This window comes from Phytopseudomonas daroniae (assembly GCF_004327275.1).
Classification (GTDB): Bacteria; Pseudomonadota; Gammaproteobacteria; order Pseudomonadales; family Pseudomonadaceae; genus Aquipseudomonas; species Aquipseudomonas daroniae.
Map to the genome: position 1 here is coordinate 395,595 of NZ_QJUJ01000003.1, position 20,993 is coordinate 416,587.

At 62.9% G+C, this 20,993-nt stretch carries 18 protein-coding genes; 9 read left to right on the forward strand and 9 right to left on the reverse strand.

The annotated features are described in order from the left end of the window. Positions 1 to 52: 52 nt before the first annotated feature. The 5 genes from DNK10_RS09815 (at position 53) to gcvH (ending at position 7,152) form a co-directional block, all read left to right on the forward strand. Complete coding sequence (locus tag DNK10_RS09815) at positions 53 to 2,488, forward strand: TonB-dependent siderophore receptor (RefSeq protein ID WP_131191411.1); 2,436 nt, start codon at positions 53 to 55, stop codon at positions 2,486 to 2,488. Between the two features lie 139 nt (positions 2,489 to 2,627). Next, positions 2,628 to 3,629: an extracellular solute-binding protein gene (locus DNK10_RS09820; RefSeq protein ID WP_131191412.1), complete on the forward strand. Its 1,002-nt coding sequence runs from the start codon at positions 2,628 to 2,630 to the stop codon at positions 3,627 to 3,629. A gap of 108 nt (positions 3,630 to 3,737) precedes the next feature. Further along, positions 3,738 to 5,351: an ABC transporter permease gene (locus DNK10_RS09825; protein ID WP_131191413.1), complete on the forward strand. Its 1,614-nt coding sequence runs from the start codon at positions 3,738 to 3,740 to the stop codon at positions 5,349 to 5,351. Between the two features lie 209 nt (positions 5,352 to 5,560). Continuing rightward, entirely contained in the window at positions 5,561 to 6,655 is a 1,095-nt protein-coding gene (gene gcvT, locus DNK10_RS09830; protein WP_131191414.1) for a glycine cleavage system aminomethyltransferase GcvT, read from the forward strand. 113 nt (positions 6,656 to 6,768) lie between these two features. Next, a complete protein-coding gene (gcvH, locus tag DNK10_RS09835) occupies positions 6,769 to 7,152 on the forward strand; it encodes a glycine cleavage system protein GcvH (RefSeq protein WP_131182187.1) in 384 nt (127 codons plus the stop codon). A gap of 48 nt (positions 7,153 to 7,200) precedes the next feature. On the opposite strand, the gene DNK10_RS09840 is transcribed toward gcvH, so the two are convergent. From DNK10_RS09840 to DNK10_RS09865, 6 genes are all read right to left on the reverse strand, one after another. Continuing rightward, positions 7,201 to 7,503, reverse strand: a complete 303-nt coding sequence (locus DNK10_RS09840) for a DUF2388 domain-containing protein (protein ID WP_131182188.1) — start codon at positions 7,501 to 7,503, stop codon at positions 7,201 to 7,203. 114 nt (positions 7,504 to 7,617) lie between these two features. Beyond that, positions 7,618 to 8,070, reverse strand: coding sequence for an NfeD family protein (locus DNK10_RS09845; RefSeq protein ID WP_131182189.1), 453 nt, complete (start codon positions 8,068 to 8,070; stop codon positions 7,618 to 7,620). A gap of 3 nt (positions 8,071 to 8,073) precedes the next feature. Further along, complete coding sequence (locus DNK10_RS09850) at positions 8,074 to 8,997, reverse strand: SPFH domain-containing protein (RefSeq protein WP_131191415.1); 924 nt, start codon at positions 8,995 to 8,997, stop codon at positions 8,074 to 8,076. A gap of 92 nt (positions 8,998 to 9,089) precedes the next feature. Continuing rightward, positions 9,090 to 10,874 (reverse strand): type IV pilus assembly ATPase TfpB, encoded by a 1,785-nt coding sequence (tfpB, locus tag DNK10_RS09855; protein ID WP_131191416.1) that lies wholly within the window; start codon positions 10,872 to 10,874, stop codon positions 9,090 to 9,092. A 208-nt stretch (positions 10,875 to 11,082) separates the two neighbouring features. Next, positions 11,083 to 11,820 carry a DUF502 domain-containing protein gene (locus DNK10_RS09860; protein WP_131191417.1) on the reverse strand — a complete coding sequence of 246 codons (738 nt, stop codon included), beginning with the start codon at positions 11,818 to 11,820 and terminating at the stop codon, positions 11,083 to 11,085. Between the two features lie 99 nt (positions 11,821 to 11,919). Beyond that, positions 11,920 to 13,290 (reverse strand): CYTH domain-containing protein, encoded by a 1,371-nt coding sequence (locus DNK10_RS09865; protein ID WP_131191418.1) that lies wholly within the window; start codon positions 13,288 to 13,290, stop codon positions 11,920 to 11,922. A 299-nt stretch (positions 13,291 to 13,589) separates the two neighbouring features. On the opposite strand from DNK10_RS09865, the gene DNK10_RS09870 reads away from it, so the two are divergent. The 4 genes from DNK10_RS09870 (at position 13,590) to argA (ending at position 18,259) form a co-directional block, all read left to right on the forward strand. Next, entirely contained in the window at positions 13,590 to 14,270 is a 681-nt protein-coding gene (locus DNK10_RS09870) for a TIGR00153 family protein (protein WP_131182193.1), read from the forward strand. A gap of 37 nt (positions 14,271 to 14,307) precedes the next feature. Beyond that, positions 14,308 to 15,573, forward strand: coding sequence for an inorganic phosphate transporter (locus tag DNK10_RS09875; RefSeq protein ID WP_131191419.1), 1,266 nt, complete (start codon positions 14,308 to 14,310; stop codon positions 15,571 to 15,573). 121 nt (positions 15,574 to 15,694) lie between these two features. Beyond that, positions 15,695 to 16,843 (forward strand): acetylornithine deacetylase, encoded by a 1,149-nt coding sequence (argE, locus tag DNK10_RS09880; protein ID WP_131191420.1) that lies wholly within the window; start codon positions 15,695 to 15,697, stop codon positions 16,841 to 16,843. Positions 16,844 to 16,960: 117 nt separating this feature from the next. Further along, positions 16,961 to 18,259 (forward strand): amino-acid N-acetyltransferase, encoded by a 1,299-nt coding sequence (gene argA, locus DNK10_RS09885; RefSeq protein WP_131191421.1) that lies wholly within the window; start codon positions 16,961 to 16,963, stop codon positions 18,257 to 18,259. Positions 18,260 to 18,395: 136 nt separating this feature from the next. Here the strand turns inward: argA and rmf are convergent, their stop codons facing one another. The 3 genes from rmf to DNK10_RS09900 form a co-directional block, all read right to left on the reverse strand. After that, a complete protein-coding gene (gene rmf / locus DNK10_RS09890) occupies positions 18,396 to 18,638 on the reverse strand; it encodes a ribosome modulation factor (protein WP_131191422.1) in 243 nt (80 codons plus the stop codon). Positions 18,639 to 18,791: 153 nt separating this feature from the next. Then, a complete protein-coding gene (gene gshA / locus DNK10_RS09895; RefSeq protein WP_131191423.1) occupies positions 18,792 to 20,372 on the reverse strand; it encodes a glutamate--cysteine ligase in 1,581 nt (526 codons plus the stop codon). Positions 20,373 to 20,603: 231 nt separating this feature from the next. Continuing rightward, the gene (locus DNK10_RS09900; protein ID WP_131180897.1) at positions 20,604 to 20,993 is read right to left on the reverse strand and encodes a PaaI family thioesterase; all 390 of its coding nucleotides are present in this window, start codon (positions 20,991 to 20,993) and stop codon (positions 20,604 to 20,606) included.

Below are 20,993 nucleotides of genomic sequence, written 5' to 3' on the forward strand. Positions count from 1 at the left end.
GAAGCGGTTTGCAATACCGCGGATCTGCCCAGCCCATGACAAGGAAATGACCATGCCCCGCTTTCTCTCGCCGGCCAAGCCGATGGCCCGCGCCGTTCACCTGGCCCTGTTCGGTTTGACCTGTGCCTCGCTGCCGTTGCTCTGCGCTTTACCGAGCCACGCCCTGGCGCAGGAGGCCGCCGTACAGAGCTACCGCATCGCTCCCGGCTCGCTGGGTACCGCCCTGAGCCAGTTCGCGACGGTAGCTGGGGTGACGCTTTCATTCGCTGCCATGCAGACCGAGGGGCTCGACTCGCCGGGCCTGCAGGGCGATTACGGCGTGGACGATGGGCTGGCCCGTCTGCTTCAGGGCAGTGGTTTGCAGGCCCAGCGTCAGGGTAACGGCAGCTATGTGTTGGTGCCGACCAGCCAGAGCCAAGGACTGCAACTGTCCGCACTGAGCATTTCCGGCAAGGCGCCGGGGGCGACCACCGAGGGCACGGGCTCCTACACCACCGAGTCGTCCAGCAGCTCGACACGCCTGAACCTGTCGCCCAAGGAGACGCCACAATCGGTCACGGTGCTGACCCGTCAGCGTCTGGACGACCAGAATCTCGACAGCCTGACCGACGCCCTGGATGCCACCACGGGCATCACCGTGATCCGCGAAAGCCTGGGGGCAGACAGTACTACCTATCTGTCGCGTGGTTTTCCCATCCGGAACTTCGCGATCGACGGGGTGCCGACGTCGGCAAGCATGGACAATTACACCCAGAACACCGCCATGTACGACCGCGTAGAGGTGGTGCGTGGCGCCACCGGGCTGGTCAGTGGCCTGGGCAACCCTTCCGCGACCATCAACCTGATCCGCAAGCGTCCCGGCATCGAACCCCAGGTTCAGTTGTCGGCAGAGGCCGGTAGCTGGGATCGTTATGGTCTGGGTGTGGATGTCGGCGGTGCGCTGACCGAGAGTGGCAACGTGCGGGCGCGCTTCGTCGTCGATCACAAGGATCAGCACGCCTGGATCGACCGCTTCAGCCAGGAGCTGAGCACCGTCTATGGCATCACCGAGCTGGATTTGAGCGACTCGACCCTGCTGACCCTGGGCTTCAGCCATCAGACCACCCACAGCAACGCACCGATGCGTACCGGCTTTCCGCTGTTCACCACCGACGGCGGAAGAACTGATATCAAGCGCTCGTTCAACAGCTCGCCTGACTGGACGTACTACGATCGCCAGCAGAGCACGCTGTTCACCTCCGTCGAGCAGCAGTTCGCCAATGGCTGGAGCGGCAAGCTGGAGTATAGCCATGCGCGCAACGACTACGACACCGTGGTCAGCTACATGGATGGTGAGATCGAGCGAGCCACCGGCGCAGGTGCCTACATCATGCCGACCCGCTGGCAGGCAACGCCTGAACAGGACAATGTCGACGCCTACCTCACCGGCTTCTTCCCACTGCTGGGCCGCGAGCACGAATTGATCGGCGGGGTGACCCTGTCGCGCCTCGAGGAGCGGGGAACGGCCAACTACGGCGGCTGGCAGCGCCCGGGCTCCGGTTATGCCGGCAGCATCGACAACATCTACGGGTGGAACGGTCAGGCGCCGAAACCGCTGTTCGACAAGATCGGTGAGAGCGACCTGACCGAAACCCAGTACGCCGCCTACCTGACGTCCCGCTGGCACCTGACCGATTCGGCCAGCCTGATCCTCGGCGCGCGGGTGGTGGACTGGAATCGCGAAAGCAAAAGCTGGCTGTACGGGGGCGCCAGCAGCAAGGCGGAGCGTACCGAAACCGGCATCGTCATTCCCTATGCCGGCTTCGTCTATGACCTGAATGACACCTGGACGGCCTACGCCAGCTATACGCAGATCTTCAATCCGCAGAACGCGAACATTCGCGACGTCAGCGGCACGCCGCTGGATCCTCAGGAAGGCACCGGGTATGAGCTTGGCCTGAAGGCCGGCTTCTACGAGGGGCGGCTCAATGGCAGCCTGGCGGTATTCCGCGTCGAGCAGGATAACCTCGCGGTGGCCGACGGCAGCCTGCTGCAGCCCAATGGCTTCCAGGCCTACAAGGCAGAAAATGGCACGACCAGCGAAGGTGTGGAGTTGGAGGTCAATGGTGAGCTCAGCGAAGGCTGGCAACTGACGGGTGGCTACTCCTATAGCGTCAGCTTCAACGCCGACGACAAACGTATCGTCACCGAGATCCCGCGCAACAGCGTCAAGCTGTTCACCAGCTATCGGCTACCGGGCGCACTGGACAAGCTCACCGTCGGCGGCGGTCTGAACTGGCAGAGCGAGACCGGGTACGACCTCAGTTATGCCACCACGCAGAGCAGCTACGCCCTGGTCAACCTCATGGCGAAGTACCAGCTCACGCCAGCGCTCTCGGCATCGGTGAACCTCAATAACCTGTTCGACAAGGAGTATCTCACCACCACGGCGGCAGGTTTGTATGGTGCGCCGCGCAATGTCATGACCAGCCTGCAATACAACTACTGATGTCGCGGCGAGCGCCCACGCGGCCCGTGTGGCATGCTCTTCAGCGGCAGCGGTAATATCTGGCAATGACCTTACGATGGGCGTTGTAGATGAGAGTCACTATCATCCTCTCTCCTTCAACTTCCATAAGGTCTTTGCCATGTCGGTACGTCGCGCGCTGCTTGCCGTATTCACTCTGAGTGCTCTTTCCAGCGCCGTTCAGGCGGCCGATGAAGTCGTGGTGTATTCCTCTCGGATCGATGAACTGATCAAGCCGGTGTTCGATGCCTACACCGCCAAGACCGGCGTCGCGGTCAAGTTCATCACCGACAAGGAAGCGCCGCTGATGGAACGCATCAAGGCCGAGGGCGAGAACACGCCGGCGGACTTGCTGCTCACCGTGGACGCGGGCAACCTCTGGCAGGCAGAGCAGATGGGCATTCTGCAGCCGCTGAAATCCAGCATCGTCGAAGACAACATTCCCGCTCAGTACCGCGCCAGCAGCGGTGCCTGGACGGGGTTGTCGCTGCGCGCGCGAACCATCGTGTTCGCGCCGGAGCGGGTCAAGGAAGGCGAACTGACCACCTACGAAGCGTTGGCCGACAAGAACTGGGAAGGCCGTCTGTGCCTGCGTACCAGCAAGAAGGTCTACAACCAGTCGCTCACCGCGACCCTGATCGATACCCATGGCGAAGCCAAGGCCGAAGAGATCGTCAAGGGTTGGGTCAACAACCTGGCCACCGACGTATTCCCCGATGACAACTCGGTGATCAATGCCGTTGCCGCCGGCCAGTGTGACGTGGGCATGGTCAATACCTACTACTTCGGCCGCCTGCACCAGCAGAACCCGGATCTCAAGGCCAAGCTGTTCTGGCCGAACCAGGAAGACCGCGGTGTGCACGTCAACCTGTCGGGTATCGGCCTGACCAAGAACGCGCCGAACCCGCAAGCCGCCCAGAAGCTGGTCGAGTGGATGACCAGTGCCGAGGCGCAGAACATCTTCGCCGATGCCAACAAGGAATTTCCGGCCAATCCGGCGGTGAAACCGTCTGCGGAAGTCGCTTCCTGGGGTGAGTTCAAGGCCGACAGCATCGCCGTGGAAGTGGCGGGCAAGCGCCAGGCCGAAGCCATTCGGCTGATGGATCGCGCCGGCTGGAATTGATCGCTGACCGCTGCGTCTGAGCGAGCTGCTGATCCGCTTGCCAGGTGCCTGTAATCCGACGCCCCGGCTTGTCCGGGGCGTCGTGCTTTGCGCTTTCTAGGAGTCTGCGTGGCCCATTCAGTCCAGCGTCGCTGGTATCCCATCGCCTTTGCCGTGGCCCTGTTGGTGCTCATGCCATTGCTGGTTCTGTTGGCGAGCTGGCACGAAGTGGATCGGCAGATCTGGTCGCATCTGTGGCAGACGCAGATGCCACGGTTGATCGGCAATACCCTGACGTTGGTGCTTGGCGTGGGCGTCGGGGTGACCTTGCTGGGGGTGAGCCTGGCCTGGCTCACCAGCCTCTGCGAATTTCCCGGCCGGCGCTGGCTGGACTGGGCGCTGATGCTGCCCTTTGCCATTCCCGCCTACGTATTGGCCTTCGTGTTCGTCGGCCTGCTGGACTTCTCCGGCCCGGTGCAGACGCTGCTACGTGAGTGGTTTGGCAGTGCTGTGCGATTTCCGCGGGTGCGTTCAACGGCTGGGGTGATCATCGTCCTGGTGCTGGTGTTCTACCCCTACGTCTACCTGCTGGCGCGCAACGCCTTTCTGGCCCAGGGCAAGGGGCTGATGGAAGCGGCTCGCACGCTCGGGCACACGCCCTGGCAAGCCTTCTGGCGTGTCGCGCTGCCGATGGCGCGACCCGCCATCGGTGCGGGGCTGGCGCTGGCGCTGATGGAAACCCTGGCCGACTTCGGAGCCGTGTCGGTATTCAACTTCGACACCTTCACCACGGCCATCTACAAGACCTGGTACGGCTTCTACAGTCTGACCAGCGCCGCGCAACTGGCCTGCCTGCTGCTGTTCGCGGTGATGCTGGTGCTCTATGGCGAGCGCCGCGCCCGTGGGGCCGTACGGCCTTCCGTCGAGCGACCGCGTAGCGGGGCGCTGTATCGCCTCACCGGATTGCGCGCCTTGGCGGCCAGCGGCTGGTGCCTGCTGGTATACGTCTGTGCGTTCGTCATTCCGGTGCTGCAACTGCTGGTGTGGTTCTGGCAGCGCGGGCGCTTTGACCTGGATGAGCGTTACCTGGCGTTGATTCTGCACACCCTGTACCTGGGCGCGATGGCGGCGCTGATCACGGTCGCTGTGGCGTTGTTGCTGGCGTTCGCCCGGCGTCTGGCTCCGACCCGGTTGATGGGCGCCACTGTCGGCCTGGCCAACCTCGGCTACGCCTTGCCGGGCTCGATGCTGGCGGTGGCGATCATGCTGGCCTTCAGCACCCTGGATAATGGCGTGGTCATCCCACTGTCGAAATGGCTCGGCGGCTCCGGCAAGGCGCTGCTGCTCGGCAGCCTCGGTGCGTTGCTGCTGGCCTACCTGATCCGCTTTCTTGCCGTGGCCTATGGCCCGCTGGAAAACAGTCTGGCGCGGATTCGCCCGTCGCTGCCACAGGCTTCGCGCAGTCTGGGGATTGGTGGTGTGCTGCTGTTCCTGCGCGTTTATCTGCCGCTGCTGATGCCTGGCGTCCTGTCCGCGGCGCTGCTGGTGTTCGTCGATGTGCTCAAGGAAATGCCCGCCACATTGCTGATGCGGCCGTTCGGCTGGGACACCCTGGCCGTGCGCATTTTCGAGATGACCAGCGAAGGCGAGTGGGCGCGCGCCGCGTTGCCGGCTCTGACGCTGATACTGGTCGGCCTGTTGCCGGTAATTTTTCTCATCCGTCGCTCCGCTCAGCGAATCTGATAGACGGTCGCCAGGCAGGCGCCCGGCCGTCCCGTGGGCTATCCCGCCGGGTTTGTTACAAGGCCTGTCAATGTCCAAGATGACCGACCCCGACCATGCGGCTACAATGCGCGCCATTCGCTGCGGCCCGCCATGCAGCCACTTCCATGTCATCTGGAATGGCCCTATCCGTGCGCGCCACAGCCTTGCAACGCCCGGAAGGAGATCCCATGGGACAGCGCACACCTCTTTACGATCTACACCTCGCGCTCGGCGCGAAGATGGTCGATTTCGGCGGCTGGGACATGCCGCTGCACTATGGCTCGCAAGTCGAGGAGCACCATCAGGTGCGTCGCGATTGCGGCGTTTTCGATGTCTCGCACATGACCGTCATCGATGTGCTGGGTGGCGAAGCGCAGGGCTACCTGCAGCATCTGCTCGCTAACGATGTGGCGCGTCTGCAGGTGCCGGGCAAGGCGCTGTACAGCGCCATGCTCAATGAGGAAGGCGGCGTGATCGACGATCTGATCGTCTACCTTCTCGACGCATCCAGTGCGCCGACCTATCGGCTGGTGGTCAACGCTGCCACCCGTGACAAGGACTTGGCCTGGATGCGTGCGCACAGCACAGAGTTCGGTGTGGAACTGCGCGAGCGCAGCGACCTGGCGATGTTCGCCATCCAGGGCCCCAAGGCACGTGCCAAGACCTCCGAACTGGTGAGTCAGGCCCGTGCCAGCCTGATCCACGAACTCAAGCCCTTCCAGGGGCTGCCTGACGGCGAGTGGTTTATCGCTCGTACCGGTTATACCGGTGAAGACGGTTTGGAAATCATGTTGCCGGCTGGTGAAGCGGTGGCCTTTTTCAATGACCTGGTAGGCGCCGGCATTTCACCGATCGGCCTGGGCGCGCGTGACACCCTGCGTCTGGAAGCCGGCATGAATCTCTATGGCCAGGACATGAGCGAGCAGGTTTCCCCGCTGGCCTCCAACCTGGCCTGGACGGTGGCCTGGGAGCCGGCCGAGCGCGCCTTTATCGGTCGCGAAGCGCTGCAGCGCCAGTACGACGAAGGTTCGCACTCGCGTCTGGTTGGCGTGGTGCTCGAGGAACGCGGCGTGCTGCGCGCTCATCAGGTGGTGCGGGTCGATGGTGTGGGCGAGGGCGAGATCACCAGTGGCAGCTTCTCTCCCACACTGGGCAAGTCGATCGCGCTGGCTCGTGTACCGGCCAAGACGGGTGATCGAGCCGAAGTGGAAATCCGCGGCAAGTGGTACCCGCTTCGTATCGTGCAGCCGAGTTTCGTACGCCATGGCAAAGTGCTGATCTGATGCGGTCGGCCAGATGCGGTCGGCCAGATGCGATTGACTGGATGCGACCTGCGCGCACCTGGTAAATTTCCCTGACGGCGCGGTCGCCGTCCTGTCTGATGAGGAACGACAACATGAGCTCTATCCCCGCCGATCTGCGTTACGCCACCAGCCACGAGTGGGCGCGCCTGGAGGCCGACGGCAGCGTAACCGTGGGCATTTCCGATCATGCTCAGGAAGCACTGGGCGATGTGGTGTTCATCGAGTTGCCGGAAGTCGGCAAGGTACTGGACGCTGGCCAGGAAGCGGGTGTTGTGGAATCGGTAAAAGCCGCTTCCGACATCTACGCACCGGTCGGTGGTGAAGTGATCGCTATCAATGAAGCGCTCGCTGACAGCCCTGAAAGCGTCAACAACGACCCGTACGGCAGTTGGTTTTTCAAGTTGCAGCCTAGCGATGCTGCCCAGTTGGAGAAGCTGCTCGACAGCGCCGGCTACGAGGCGAGCATCGACGGCTGAACCGTCGACGCGGCATAGAAGAAGCCGGCCCGAGGGCCGGCTTCTTCATCACTGCTGGGCAGTGAGAATCGCAGTCGCCAGTTCCAGGTCGCTGGCTTGCAGATCGGGATGATCCGCACGGATCTTCTGCAATGCGGCTTCCAGATACGGGCCACGGATCTCGCCATTGCTGGCGATATAGCTGCTGGCATCATCCTGCGCGGGGATGACCATCTTGTTGTCCTTGAACGTCAGATAGGTCGACGCAGTGGTCGCACCCGAGGACAGGATATCGCGCAGGTTGGCGGAGAATGCCTGGGAGGATGCTGCCAGGAACAGGCCAGCGAACAGCAAGGAACTTAAACGGCGCATAGCAGTAACTCCTGTTGATTTTCCTACTGCTTAGGAGTGTGTCGCCACGTGACTGGTTCCACGTATTCTCGGATAGCGGCCTGCATGCAGCGCAGATGCCGCGAGTGAGTCAGTTTAGGTGGCTGCCGCGCGTACTTTCAGCAGGACACCGTCCTGGCCAACGACCTCGACCAGGGTGCCGACCGGCATATCCGGGCCAACCACCAGCCACAGTGAGTCTCCGGCCTTGATTTTGCCACGACCACCCGCGATGGCTTCGTGCAGCACGAACTGCCGTCCCAGCAGCTCCTGGCCGCGGCTGTTCAGGCCCGGCTGCTCGGAGTTCTGGCCGGCACTGCGCTGGCGCTTCCACCAGAACACCGCGGTCAATACAGACAGGCTGCCAAACAGGATGAATTGCAGTGCCCATGGCGTATCGGGGATCACGTAGGTCAATACGCCGACACTGGCCGCGGCCACGCCAATCCACAGCAGGTAACCGCCGGCACCGAACACCTCGAGAATCAGCAGCACGGTACCGAGTGCCAGCCAGTCCCAGAACGTCAGGTTCTGCAGATAAGCCAGCATGACTCAGGCCTTCTTGTCGGTGAAAGTGGCCTTGACGATCTCGCCGATACCACCGACCGCGCCGATCATCTGGCTGGCTTCCAGTGGCATCAGGATGACCTTGCTGTTGTCGGCGCTGGCCAGGCGGCCGAGGGCGTCGATGTACTTCTGGGCGACGAAGTAGTTGATCGCCTGCACGTTGCCTTCGGCGATGGCCACCGAAACCACGCGGGTCGCCTCGGCTTCCGCGGCGGCGGCACGCTCGCGCGCTTCGGCCTCGAGAAACGCCGCCTGCCGCTCGCCCTCGGCCTCGAGGATCTGCGCCTGCTTCTTGCCTTCCGCGGTGAGAATGGCGGCGGCACGCAGACCTTCGGCCTCGAGAATTTGTGCACGCTTGATACGCTCGGCTTTCATCTGCCCGGACATGGCCGCCATCAGGTCGGCAGGCGGGCTGATGTCCTTGATCTCGATCCGGGTGATCTTGATACCCCAGGGCGCGGTGGCTTCGTCGACGGTTTTCAGCAGCTTCTCGTTGATGCCATCACGCTGGCTGAGCATGGCGTCCAGTTCCATGGAGCCGAGCACGGTACGGATGTTGGTCTGCAGCAGATTGCGAATGGCATGTTCGAGGTTGTTCACCTCGTAGGCGGCCTGGGCGGAATTGATCACCTGAAAGAAGCACACTGCGTCGATCTGCACCGTGGCGTTGTCGGCGGTGATGACTTCCTGGGGCGGAATATCCAGCACGCTCTCCATGACATTGAGCTTGCGGCCGATGCGATCCATCACCGGGACGATGATGTTCAAGCCGGGTTTGAGCGTGGTGGTGTAGCGGCCGAAGCGTTCCACCGTCCACTGGGAACCTTGCGGCACCACCTTGAAGCCCATGAATACGACGGCGAATGCCAGGCCGACGAAGAGAAAGATGACTGCTGTACCGATTTCCATGAAAACGAGATCCCTGTTGGGTGATACCGCTCAGTGAGCGGAAGAAGCCAGTGTCTGCTGGCCCTGGATGCAGGTGTACGTTGTGGCGAGTATTATTTCTGTTCGCTCTGCGGAGTGACGCGCAGGACTTCCTCAATGGTAGTCTGCCCAGCGGCGATTTTCTGCGCGCCGGACAGGCGCAGGCTGCGCATGCCGTCCTTGAAGGCCTGGCGGCGCAGAGGGGTGAGGTCGGTGTCGGCGCTGATCAATGGCTTGAGGCTGTCGTTCAGCAGCATGATCTCGTACACCCCGGCGCGCCCGCGGTAACCGGTTTCCCGGCATTCCACGCAGCCCACGGCACGGTGGGCGCCGCTTGGCAGCGGTGCGTTCCAGGGGCGGGTCAGTTCCTGCCAGTCTGCCTCGTCGAGCTCCAGAGGTGCCTTGCAGTGCGGACACAGCGTACGTACCAGGCGCTGGGCCATGACGCCGAGCAGGGTGGCCTTGAGCAGGTAATGCGGCACGCCCAGTTCGAGCAGGCGGGTGATGGCGCTGGGGGCGTCGTTGGTGTGCAGGGTCGACAGCACCAGGTGGCCGGTGAGGGCGGCCTGGATGGCCATCTCGGCGGTCTCCAGATCACGGATCTCGCCGACCATGATGATGTCCGGATCCTGACGCATCAGCGCACGCACGCCGCTGGCGAAAGTCAGGTCGATGTTGTGCTGTACCTGCATCTGGTTGAAGGCGCCTTCGATCATTTCGATGGGGTCTTCGATGGTGCAGACGTTCACTTCCGGGGTCGCAAGCTGCTTGAGCGTGGTGTACAGCGTGGTGGTCTTGCCCGAACCGGTAGGGCCGGTGACCAGGATGATGCCGTTGGGCTGGCTGGTCATGCTCTCCCAGCGCTTGAGGTCGTCCGGGCTGAAACCCAGTTGATCGAAGCCGCGCAGCAGCACGTCCGGGTCGAAGATGCGCATCACCATCTTCTCGCCGAAGGCGGTCGGCAGGGTCGACAGGCGCAGCTCGACCTCGTTGCCCGCAGGCGTCTTGGTCTTCACTCGACCGTCCTGGGGTTTGCGCTTTTCGGCGACGTTCATCCTCCCCAGGGTTTTCAGACGGCTGACGATGGCCATGGTGACCTGGGCGGGGAACTGGTAGACGGTGTGCAGCACGCCGTCGATGCGAAAGCGTACGCTGCCCTGTTCGCGGCGCGGCTCGATGTGGATATCGCTGGCGCGCTGCTGGAAGGCGTACTGGAATAGCCAGTCGACGATATTGACCACGTGGGCGTCGTTGGCGTCCGGCTCCTGATCCTGGGCGCCGAGGTTGAGCAACTGTTCGAAGTTGCCGACATTGCTGATCTTGGCGTCCGTGTTGGTGGCGCCGCTGACCGAGCGGGCCAGGCGATAGAACTCCACGGTAAAGCGCTGGATGTCCGCCGGGTTGGCCACCACGCGCTTGATCGAGCGCTTCAGCACGTGGGTGAGATTGGCTTCCCAACTGTGCAGAAAAGGCTGGGCGCTGGCGATGGTCACCGAGTCGGCATTCACCGCGACGGCCAGAATCTTGTGGCGCTGGGCGAAGGCGTAGGACATCAGCGGGGTCACGGCCGCTGCGTCGATCTTCAGCGGGTCGATGCGCAGGTAGGGCTGGCCCACGTGCTGCGCCAACCACTGGGTCAGGCTTTCCAGATCGAGCTTCTTGCCCGGCCGTGACAGGTCGTCGAGCTGTTGCGCGGCGAGGAACTCCAGCGGATGCAGCTCGTTGTTGCCGCCACTGCGGCGGATCGCCAGGCACTGTTCGGCACTTTCCTGGGCGGTTCTACCCTGGGCGACCAGTTCGCGCAGCAGATCGTTGAGATCCAGCAGGCGATCAGGGACGTTGGGGGAGAGGCTGGACATGCGGGCTCCTGGATAGTCGACGGCGGTGAAAGTCAGCATGCCTGATTGTGCGAGTGCTGGCTAAGGCCCTATTCACGTTCTGCCGAGGATCGCTTGCAGGCGTTTCATATTCGACCGAGAAGGTAGGATGGGTGAAACCCATCAATATGCCGATGGGTTTCACCCATCCTACGAGTAAACTCGACTTTGTTCGCGAGTTGGCCGGGCTCTATACGCGCGGCGGTTGCTGTTCGGTGGTCACCGCCAGCGCTTCCTGTCTGGGTGCCTCGTCTTTATCGTCAACTTTTTCACTGTCGTCTTCCAGGCTCTGCACCGGCAGTGCTGGCGGCGGTGTCAGGCCCATGGAAACGTAGATGCTGGTCAGCGCGTCCACGCCCATATTGGCCGGTTTCACCCATTCAGCCGGGACATAGAGCAAGCCGCCGCCGATGGGAATCGGTGCGGTAGGCACGAGAATCGCGAAGTGCGGGCGGCCTTCCAGCACGACCGGCTGCGAACTGGGCTGCAAGGCCAGAACGGCCACACCATCGCCACCGAAGAAGCACCACACGGGTCGCATGCTGGTGATGTCGGTGTTCTTCTTGTCCAGCAGCCCGACGAAACGGTCGGCCAGGTTGTAGAAGTTGCCGATCAGTGGCGTGCGACGCAGGGTCACGTCGATCAGCCAGCCGAGTGGCCGGCGCAGGCCCAGCTTCACCGCCAGGCCCAGCGGGTAGAGACTGATCAGCAGTACCAGGCTGCCGAGCAGGTAGGCCAGGAAGGGGTTGCTGGCGAACGGTGTACCGAGGGTGGCGAACAACCGGCCGATGGCGGTGGAAGGGCCGATCAGGTTGTTCAGCAGGCTGACGATCCAGGCCAGCACCACCATGGTCAACGCCAGTGGCAGCAAGGCCAGCAGACCGGTGAGCCAGGTCGCGATGACGGATTTCAGGCTGAGTTTGAACATCGAGGGGGCGTCCTGTCTTCGAGCGGGGCAGGTAGGCGGGCTACCTGCCGGATTTTATCAGAGCCTATTTTTAACGCGCAGCAGATCGTGGATAGGTTCTCAGCCGTTTTTCAGCAGAGTCTTCCATGGCTTCAGGCTCATGATGATCTGCGCCTGGGTCATGCGCGGCTCCAGTTCTTCTGGGCCCAGCGGGCGCTTGGCCAGCTCGGCCAGTTTGTTCAGCTCGCCGAACAGGCGGTCGGTCTCGGCAACCTCGAGCACATCGCGCGCCAGGTGCAGCCAGAGCAGCAGGCGTTCCAGGCGTGGCAGTTGCTCGGAGAGATCTTCAGGTTGCTGTTGATAGCGCTTGAGCTGCAGATCCCGTCCTTCTTCCGCGATAAAGGTGGGCAGCCAGCTTTGCAGGGCAGCGGCGCCCTGGCGATCACCACGCTTGTTGCGCGATGCCGTCCAACTGCGGGCCAGCAACCAGCGCGAAGCGTTCAGCGAGAGCAGGCCCCAGCGGGTCTGGGCCAGTTCGGCAGCGAATTGCGCGGGGGCGTCCTGGCGGGCGGCGTCGTCCTGCTGGCCGGCGAGCACCCGTGGGCGCCAGTCCTCCAGGAGGGCGTCGAGTACTTTGCGCAGTTCGCTGCTGCTGGCGCGTGGTGCGGCCTGACCGAGGCTAGCGAGCAGGGCGCGCAGATCCACCAGGCAGTTCAGCCAGTCGACCAGCAGACGCCAGTGGCCGTTGTGGCGGTATTGCTCGGCCAGGCGTTGGCTGCTGCCGAGCAGGAACCAGCCAATGGCGGCGACGGCATCGTCCAGGCTCTGCTCGGGCTGCAGCTCCGGCGTGGGCAGGTGCAGGCTGTAGCTGCCCTCGTCGAACAGGCGGTAGCCACGCTCGGCCTTGCTGATGTCGCAGGGCATCAATGGCAGGTCGGCAGCCAGTTCGGCGGCCAGCTCCAGCAGCGCTTCAGGTTCGCCCTGGCGTAATTCCAGCTCCAGCTCGCAGATTTCTTCCTGCTGCTTGCCGGCAATCACCTTGCCCAGATCCAGAGCAGCCTCGATAACCACCCGGGCCTTGCCGCGGCCCCAGGCGATTTCGGCGCGCTGACGAACGAAGTCGGTGGTGAAGAGCGGCTTCAACTGCTTCTTGTCCAGTTCCGCCAGGCTGGCCGGCCAGCAGCTGTCATCGAGTTTCGATAGATCCAGCTTGGCCTTGGCCAGGTGCCAGTCCCACTCGTTACGTTCGGACAACCCGGCCACACTCTGGCCACGGCTCTTGAGCGTCTGGATGATCTGCTCGCCATCCTTGCGCAGGCGCAGGGCGACCTTGGCACCGGCGAGGTCGCGCGCCTCGGTATCGAAATACTGGTTGAACAGCTCGCTTGTCTCCCAGCCAGTCTTGCTGCGTTTCTTCAGCAGTGGGTGGGTTTGCAGTGCGGCCAGGGTTTCGCGACTGGCGCGCAGTTTGATTTCGGTTTCTTTATTCATTGCGAGGGCTCGGCGAAGCGGCGACGGCGGCGGGGGTTGCACGGTGCGGGACACTGCCCGGCACGTTAGGCCGTACAGGGTAGTGGAAAAGCGCCGCGGATGCAGGTCGGCGATGACTTCTGGCTGTCGACAGCGGGGCAGTTACTCTATGCATGTCCATAGCTTCTCGCGTATTTCCCCGGCGTTCGCAGAAAATAAGTGACGAAATACGACATTGTGACCGAACGATGACGCGCTCTGGCTTGCCTGAGGTGTCATCCGTATACTTGCCGCCTCTTTGACAGACAGGGGTTACCCCTATGCCAAGCAATCCGTTCATCAGCAGCCTGTTCGGCCGCTCACCCATCGGGCCGATGCAGCAGCACATCGCCAAGGCCCATGAGTGTGCGGCCAACCTGGTGCCCTTCTTCGAAGCCGTGATGGCAGAGGACTGGGCGCGGGTCGAACAGGTGCAACAGGAAATGGTGCGTCTGGAGCGTGATGCGGACAAGCTCAAGAAAAGTGTGCGCATGCACCTGCCCAAGAGTCTGTTCCTGCCGGTACCTCGTTCCGACTTGCTGGAGTTGCTCAGCACCCAGGACAAAGTGGCCAACCGGGCCAAGGATATCGCCGGGCTGATGCTCGGGCGCAGTATGACCATTCCTGTCGATCTGCAGCCGCTGATGCTGGCGTATGTGAGTCGTTGCGTGGATGCCAGCGCCCAGGCGCTGAAGGCAATGAAGGAGCTGGATTCGCTGCTCGAGGCCGGTTTCGCCGGTCGTGAGGCCACCCTGGTCGAGCGCATGGTCGAGGAACTCGAGGAAATCGAGCACGAAACCGATCGCCAGCAGATCGAGGTGCGCCGCACCTTGTTCAAACTGGAAAAGGATCTTCCCGCAGTCGATGTGATGTTCCTCTATCGGATCATCGACTGGGTCGGTGATATCGCTGATCGCGCCGAGCGCGTCGGTAACCGGCTGGAACAACTGCTGGCGCGCTAAGCGCCAGCATCCTTTCTGGGTTTACAGGTAATTCTTTATGACTCTTGTCGCGGACTACGGTTTCGTACTCCTCGTGATGGCCTGCTGCTTTGGTTTGTTCATGGCGTGGGGTGTCGGTGCAAATGATGTGTCCAATGCCATGGGCACCTCGGTAGGCGCCAAGGCACTGACCATCAAACAGGCGATCCTCGTCGCCATGGTCTTCGAATTCTGCGGTGCCTACCTGGCTGGTGGCCAGGTTACCGAAACCATCAAGAACGGCATCGTCGATGCATCGGTGATTCCCGCCGACATGTTCGTGTTGGGCATGATGGCGTCGCTGTTGTCCGCGGGTACCTGGCTGCTGATCGCCTCGCTGCGTGGCTGGCCGGTATCGACCACCCACTCGATCGTCGGCGCCATCATCGGTTTCGCGTCGGTCAGCGTGTCGGTCGACGCGGTCAACTGGGGTGGCCTGGTACCGATCGTTTCCAGCTGGGTGGTCACCCCGTTCATTTCCGGTCTGCTTGCCTTCGGCCTGTTCATGAGCGTGCAGTGGCTGATCATCGACACCGACGATCCGTTTCGCAACGCCAAGCGCTGGGTGCCGGTGTACATGTTCCTCACCGGCTTCATGCTGGCGCTGATGACCTTCACCAAGGGCCTCAAGCATGTTGGTCTGAACTTCACCACCGGCGAGGGCATTCTGCTCTCGGCGGGGGTCGGCATTCTGGTGGCCGGTCTCGGCATGCTCCTGCTGCGGCGCATCAGGCTCGACCCGGAGGCCGACAAGGACTTCCACTTCGCCAGTGTCGAGCGTGTATTCGCCGTGCTGATGATCTTCACCGCCTGCTCCATGGCCTTTGCCCACGGTGCCAGTGACGTATCCAACGCGGTCGGCCCGCTGGCTGCGGTGGTCGGCGTGATCGAGGCTGGTGGCGACATGGCCATCGGTGGCCAGTCCGCGGTACCTGGCTGGGTGCTGCTGATGGGCGCCGTGGGTATCGTTATCGGTCTGGCCACCTACGGCTGGAAGGTGATCGCCACCATCGGCAAGGGCATCACCGAGCTGACGCCTAGCCGTGGTTTCGCCGCCGAGCTGGCCACTGCCGCTACCGTGGTCGCGGCATCGGGTATCGGTCTGCCGATCTCCACCACCCATACGCTGGTCGGTGCGGTACTGGGTATCGGCATGGCCCGGGGCATCGGTGCCCTCAACCTGGCAGTGGTCGGTCGCATCTTCACCTCCTGGGTGGTGACGCTGCCCATCGGTGCGGCGCTGGCGATCATCTATCTGGAAATCTTCATGCTGATCTTTCTTTGAGCTGCAAGCGGCAAGCTTCAAGCTGCAAGTAGGAGCCGAAGCGCTGCATGCTCTGGCTTGAAGCTTGAAGCTTGAAGCTGCTCTTGGTTTATGATGAGGCGACCGACCCGAGAGATCCGCCATGTCATTTCTCACCCTCAAGGATCGCTTCGCGGCGCTGATTGCCGCGCCATCGGTCAGTTGCACGCAGCCCGCTCTGGATCAATCCAACCTGCAGGTCATCGACCTGTTGGCCGGCTGGCTGAGTGACCTGGGTTTCACCTGTGAGAAGCAGCAGGTCGAGCCAGGCAAGTTCAACCTGATCGCTACCTACGGCAGCGGCCCCGGTGGCCTGGTGCTGGCCGGGCACAGCGACACCGTTCCCTTCGACGAAGCCTTGTGGCAAAGCGACCCGCTCAAGCTCACCGATACCGGTGATCGCTGGATAGGCCTGGGCGTGTGCGACATGAAGGGCTTTTTCGCGCTGATCATCGAGGCCCTGCAAGGCCTGCTGGATCAACCGTTCAAGCAGCCGCTGATCATTCTCGCCACCTGCGACGAAGAAAGTTCGATGTCCGGTGCGCGTGCCCTGGCCGAGGCTGGACGTCCACTCGGGCGGGCTGCGGTGATCGGTGAGCCGACCGGGCTCAAACCGATCCGTCTGCATAAAGGCGTGATGATGGAGCGCATAGACATCCTCGGGCAGAGCGGTCATTCCTCCAACCCGGCGCTGGGCCACAGTGCGCTGGATGCCATGCACGACGTCATGGGCGAGCTGATGCAGCTGCGCCGGCAGTGGCAGCAGGAATATCGCAATCCGCAATTCAGCGTGCCGCAGCCGACCCTCAATTTCGGCTGCATCCATGGTGGTGACAACCCCAACCGCATTTGTGGCCAGTGTTCCCTGGAGTTCGATCTGCGCCCGCTGCCGGGCATGCAGCCGGAAGCGTTGCGTGCGGCGATTCGCCAGAAGCTGCAGCCCCTGGCCGAGCAGCACCAGGTGAGCATCGACTTCGCGCCCTTGTTCCCCAGCGTGCCGCCCTACGAGCAGAATGCCGACGCGGAGCTCGTGCGTCTCGCCGAGCGTCTGACCGGGCATACTGCAGCCGCGGTAGCCTTTGGCACCGAAGCACCGTATTTTCAGCAGCTTGGTTGCGAGACCCTGGTGCTCGGCCCTGGCGATATCGACTGTGCGCACCAGCCAGGTGAATACCTGGACACCGACCGCCTGATACCGACAGTGCAGTTGCTGCGCCAGCTGATCCAGCATTACTGCCTGACCCCGAGCTGATACGAGGAGCGTCCCCCTGATGCCGTTGCGACGACGATAACGCACCGAGTCCGTCTGCGAAGCCCGATGCTTCGCGCCCATTGATGCTTCCTTCGTTTTCACAGGGTTCCGCTGCACATGCACGACTACGTCAACTGGCTTCGCCACGCTTCGCCCTATATCAATGCTCACCGTGACTGCACCTTCGTGGTCATGCTGCCGGGCGAAGGGGTCGCTCATCCCAATTTCGGCAATATCGTTCACGACCTGGTGCTGTTGCACAGCCTCGGCGTGCGTCTGGTGCTGGTACATGGCTCGCGCCCGCAGATCGAGGCGCGTCTGCTCGGCCGTGGGCTGACGCCGCACTACCATCGTGACCTGCGTATCACCGACAGCCCGACCCTGGAGTGTGTGATCGACGCGGTCGGCCAGTTGCGCATCGCCATCGAGGCGCGCCTGTCCATGGACATCGCCGCCTCGCCGATGCAGGGCTCGCGGTTGCGGGTAAGCAGCGGTAATTACGTCACCGCACGACCGATCGGCGTGCTGGATGGCGTCGATTACCACCACACCGGCGAAGTGCGGCGCATCGATCGCAAGGGCATCAATCGCCAGCTCGATGAGCGCAATATCGTGCTGTTGTCGCCGCTGGGCTATTCGCCGACCGGCGAGATCTTCAACCTGGCCTGCGAAGACGTGGCCATGCGCGCAGCCATCGACCTGGCCGCCGACAAGCTGATCCTGTTCAGCAGCCAGCAGGGCCTGCTCGATGACGACGGCAAGCTGATCCGCGAACTGCGGCCACAGCAGGTGCCGGCACATGTCTCGCGCCTGGGCAGCGATTATCAGGGCGAGCTGCTGGATGCCGCGGCGCAGGCCTGCCGCAGTGGAGTCAAGCGCAGCCATATCGTCAGCTATACGGGCGATGGCTCGCTGCTCACCGAGCTGTTCACCCGCGACGGTGGCGGCACCCTGGTCGACCCCGAACAGTTCGAATCGCTGCGCGAAGCCAACATCGGCGACGTCGGTGGCTTGATCGAGCTGATCAGCCCGCTGGAAGAACAGGGCATTCTGGTACGCCGTTCACGGGAAGTGCTGGAGCGCGAGATCGGCCAGTTCAGCATCGTCGAACGCGACGGCATGATCATCGCCTGCGCCGCGCTTTACCCTATCCCCGATTCGACCTGTGGCGAGCTGGCCTGCCTGGCCGTCAACCCCGAGTACCGTCACGGCGGGCGCGGCGATGAACTGCTCGAACACATCGAAGAACGAGCCAAGGCACTGGGCATCAACACCCTGTTCGTGCTCACCACCCGCACGGCCCACTGGTTCCGCGAGCGCGGTTTCGAGCCGAGCAGCGTCGAACGCATGCCTGCTGCGCGAGCATCGCTGTACAACTTCCAGCGTAATTCGAAGATATTCGAGAAGGCGCTCTGAGCAGTGTGCGGGGTCGCTTTAAATGGGCAGCCATTAGCTACAAGCCACAAGCGAGGCAATCCGTGGATGGGCGGGCCGCGTAGGTGCGACTCATCAATCGCCGATGGGTTGTACCCATCCTACGCGCTGGGTCGAATCAGGCGCGCTTTCTGTTGGCGGAGGGATTGTCGGCGGAGGGTGTTCGGTTGAGTTTCTCTTCGCTGAGCCGGCGCTGGCCTTCGCCATCCACCCAGCCGGCTTCCCAGGCGGCAGCGGGAACGCTGGCGTCGAAAGGCTGTGTCTGTGACGAGTGGCCTGCCAGACCAGCCATGTAGCCCTGTTGGTAAGCCTTGGTGAGGCTTTCCAGGCTCCAGTGCTGGTCTTTTTCGCTGTGGGTCATGGGGGCTGGATTCGCATTGGGTGCCTGCAAACAATGCTAGCCAAATCCGCTCGAGAGAACCGGGCCGCCGGTCTCGGATTTATGACCGTTGGCTTTTTTTGTGACGCAGTTGACGTGAGCGGCTGGTCTATCCCGGCCGATCTCGGCCGTTTTTCAGACCGCCAGCGCCAGGATGCTCGCCTGATAGGCAGCGGCGAAGCTGTCGAAGTCGCCGTCTTCATGAACCTCGAGCTCTGCCTGTTCCTGCAGCGAACGCTGTGCGGCCTGCTCGAATTCGCCCTGTTGCTCGGCGCTCAACGGTTGCCCACGGAAGTGCTCGGCGTGGCGCTTGCTCTGCCGCAAGGAGAAGGCCGCGAAGCTTTCGCCTTTTTGCAGCTCTGCCAGCACCTGGGCCGACGGCGTCAGGCTGGCGTCATCGATCTTCGCGCGTTGCGCCTGCAGGGCGTGGGCATGTGCGTCGCTGCCCTGGCTGCTGTCGAGCAGCGTGGTGATGGCCTCGATGCCATCGAGCAGCTCATGAGCCCAGCTCTGCAGTACCACCGGCCCGCCCTGGCGGTGCAGATGCAGACCGGGGCGACGACCTTCCTTGACCACCTTGAGGAAGTTGTCGGAGCAACTGCCACACTCGCCATTGCTCAGTTGCGGGCTGTCCTGCAATGCGCAGAACAGCAGGAAGGCGTCGAGGAAGCGCGACTCGGTGAGGTCGATACCCAGCGGCAGGAACGGGTTGATGTCCAGGCAGCGGGCTTCCACGTATTGCACGCCTCGGGCCATCAGCGCCTGGATCGGACGCTCGCCGCTGTAGGTCACGCGTTTCGGGCGGATGTTGGAGTAGTACTCGTTTTCGATCTGCAGGATGTTGGTGTTGAGCTGCAGCCACTCACCGTCCTTCTTGGTGCCGATGTCGACATAGGGCGGGTAGGGCGTGCCGACCGCCTGGCGCAGGCTGTCGGTGTAGCTGGCCAGGTCGTTGTAGCAGGGCGTCAGCCCGGCCTGGGCCTCGCTCTGGTAACCCAGGTCGCTCATGCGCAGGCTGGTGGCGTACGGCAGGTACAGGGTGTCGGCATCCAGCTCCTGCAACTGGTGCGGGCGGCCGCGCATGAAGTTCTTGTCCAGCGCGGGTGATGCGCCGAACAGGTACATCAGCAGCCAGCTGTAACGACGGAAGTTGCGGATCAGTGCGATGTAGCGCGACGACTGATAGTCGCGGGCACTGCGCTGATCGCCTTCGGCCTGTTGCAGCACCGCCCACAACTGCTCCGGCAGGGAGAAGTTGTAGTGGATACCGGCGATGCACTGCATGGTCTTGCCGTAGCGCAGGGCCAGGCCCTGGCGGTAGACGTACTTGAGCTGACCGATGTGCGAGTGACCATAGCGTGCGATCGGAATGTTCTCTTCGTCCGGCAGCGGGCCGGGCATCGATGGGCTCCACAGGTACTCGCCGTCGAGCTTGCTGTAGACGAAGCGATGGATGCGATCGAGCTCGGCCAGGGTGTCGCTCGGATCGACGGCGGTCGAGGTGATGAACTCGAGCAGCGACTCGGAGTAGTCCGTGGTGATCTGTGCATTGGTGAGCGCCGAGCCCAGGGCGGCCGGATGTCCGCTCAGCGCCAGCTCGCCTTCGCTATCGACGCGCAGGCACTCGCGTTCGATGCCGTGCAGGCACTGGGACAGCAGGGAAAGGTTGGCGTGCTCGCCGAGCAGGGCCAGACGGCGGGAGAACAGGTCGCTCAAGATTGCATTCCTTCACGCAGCGGTCGCCCCAATATGGGGGTGGACTCTGCACTCTACAAGGGGGCGAATTGCTGACGTTGGTCGTCTGGCGGAAAGAGCGCGCATTCTAGCTTTGGCGAAGGGCTGCAGTCATGCCCAGGGTCTTGCGTGATGGCGTCATACCAGATCGACTTGTCGGCCCGGCAGGCTGTTTGCCGGCGAGACCGGTGCGCTACGCCGTCAGCGGCTCTCTCACAGGCAGGCGAAGGTGGCCTGAGCCTTGGCGACCAGCTTGTCGTGCTGATGCACTTCGGCTTCGATCACCTGGGTGCGGCGCCCGGCGTGCACCACCCAGGCGCGGCAGCTCAGGCCGCCCTCGGTGACGCCGCGGATATAGTTGACCTTGCATTCCAGAGTAACGCTGGTCGGCTCGCCGTCACTGAGGCTGTGGCTGGCCTGGCCCATGGCGGTGTCGATCAGCGAGAACAGCGCGCCGCCGTGCAGCTTGCCGTGCAGGTTACGCAGGCCGTCGTGCATGCTCAGCTCGATCACCGCTTCGCCGCCTTCGGCCTTGACGATCTGCAGGCCCAGCAGACGCCCGAAGGCGCTGCTCTTGCCGATTTCTTCCACGGGCTCGCTCAT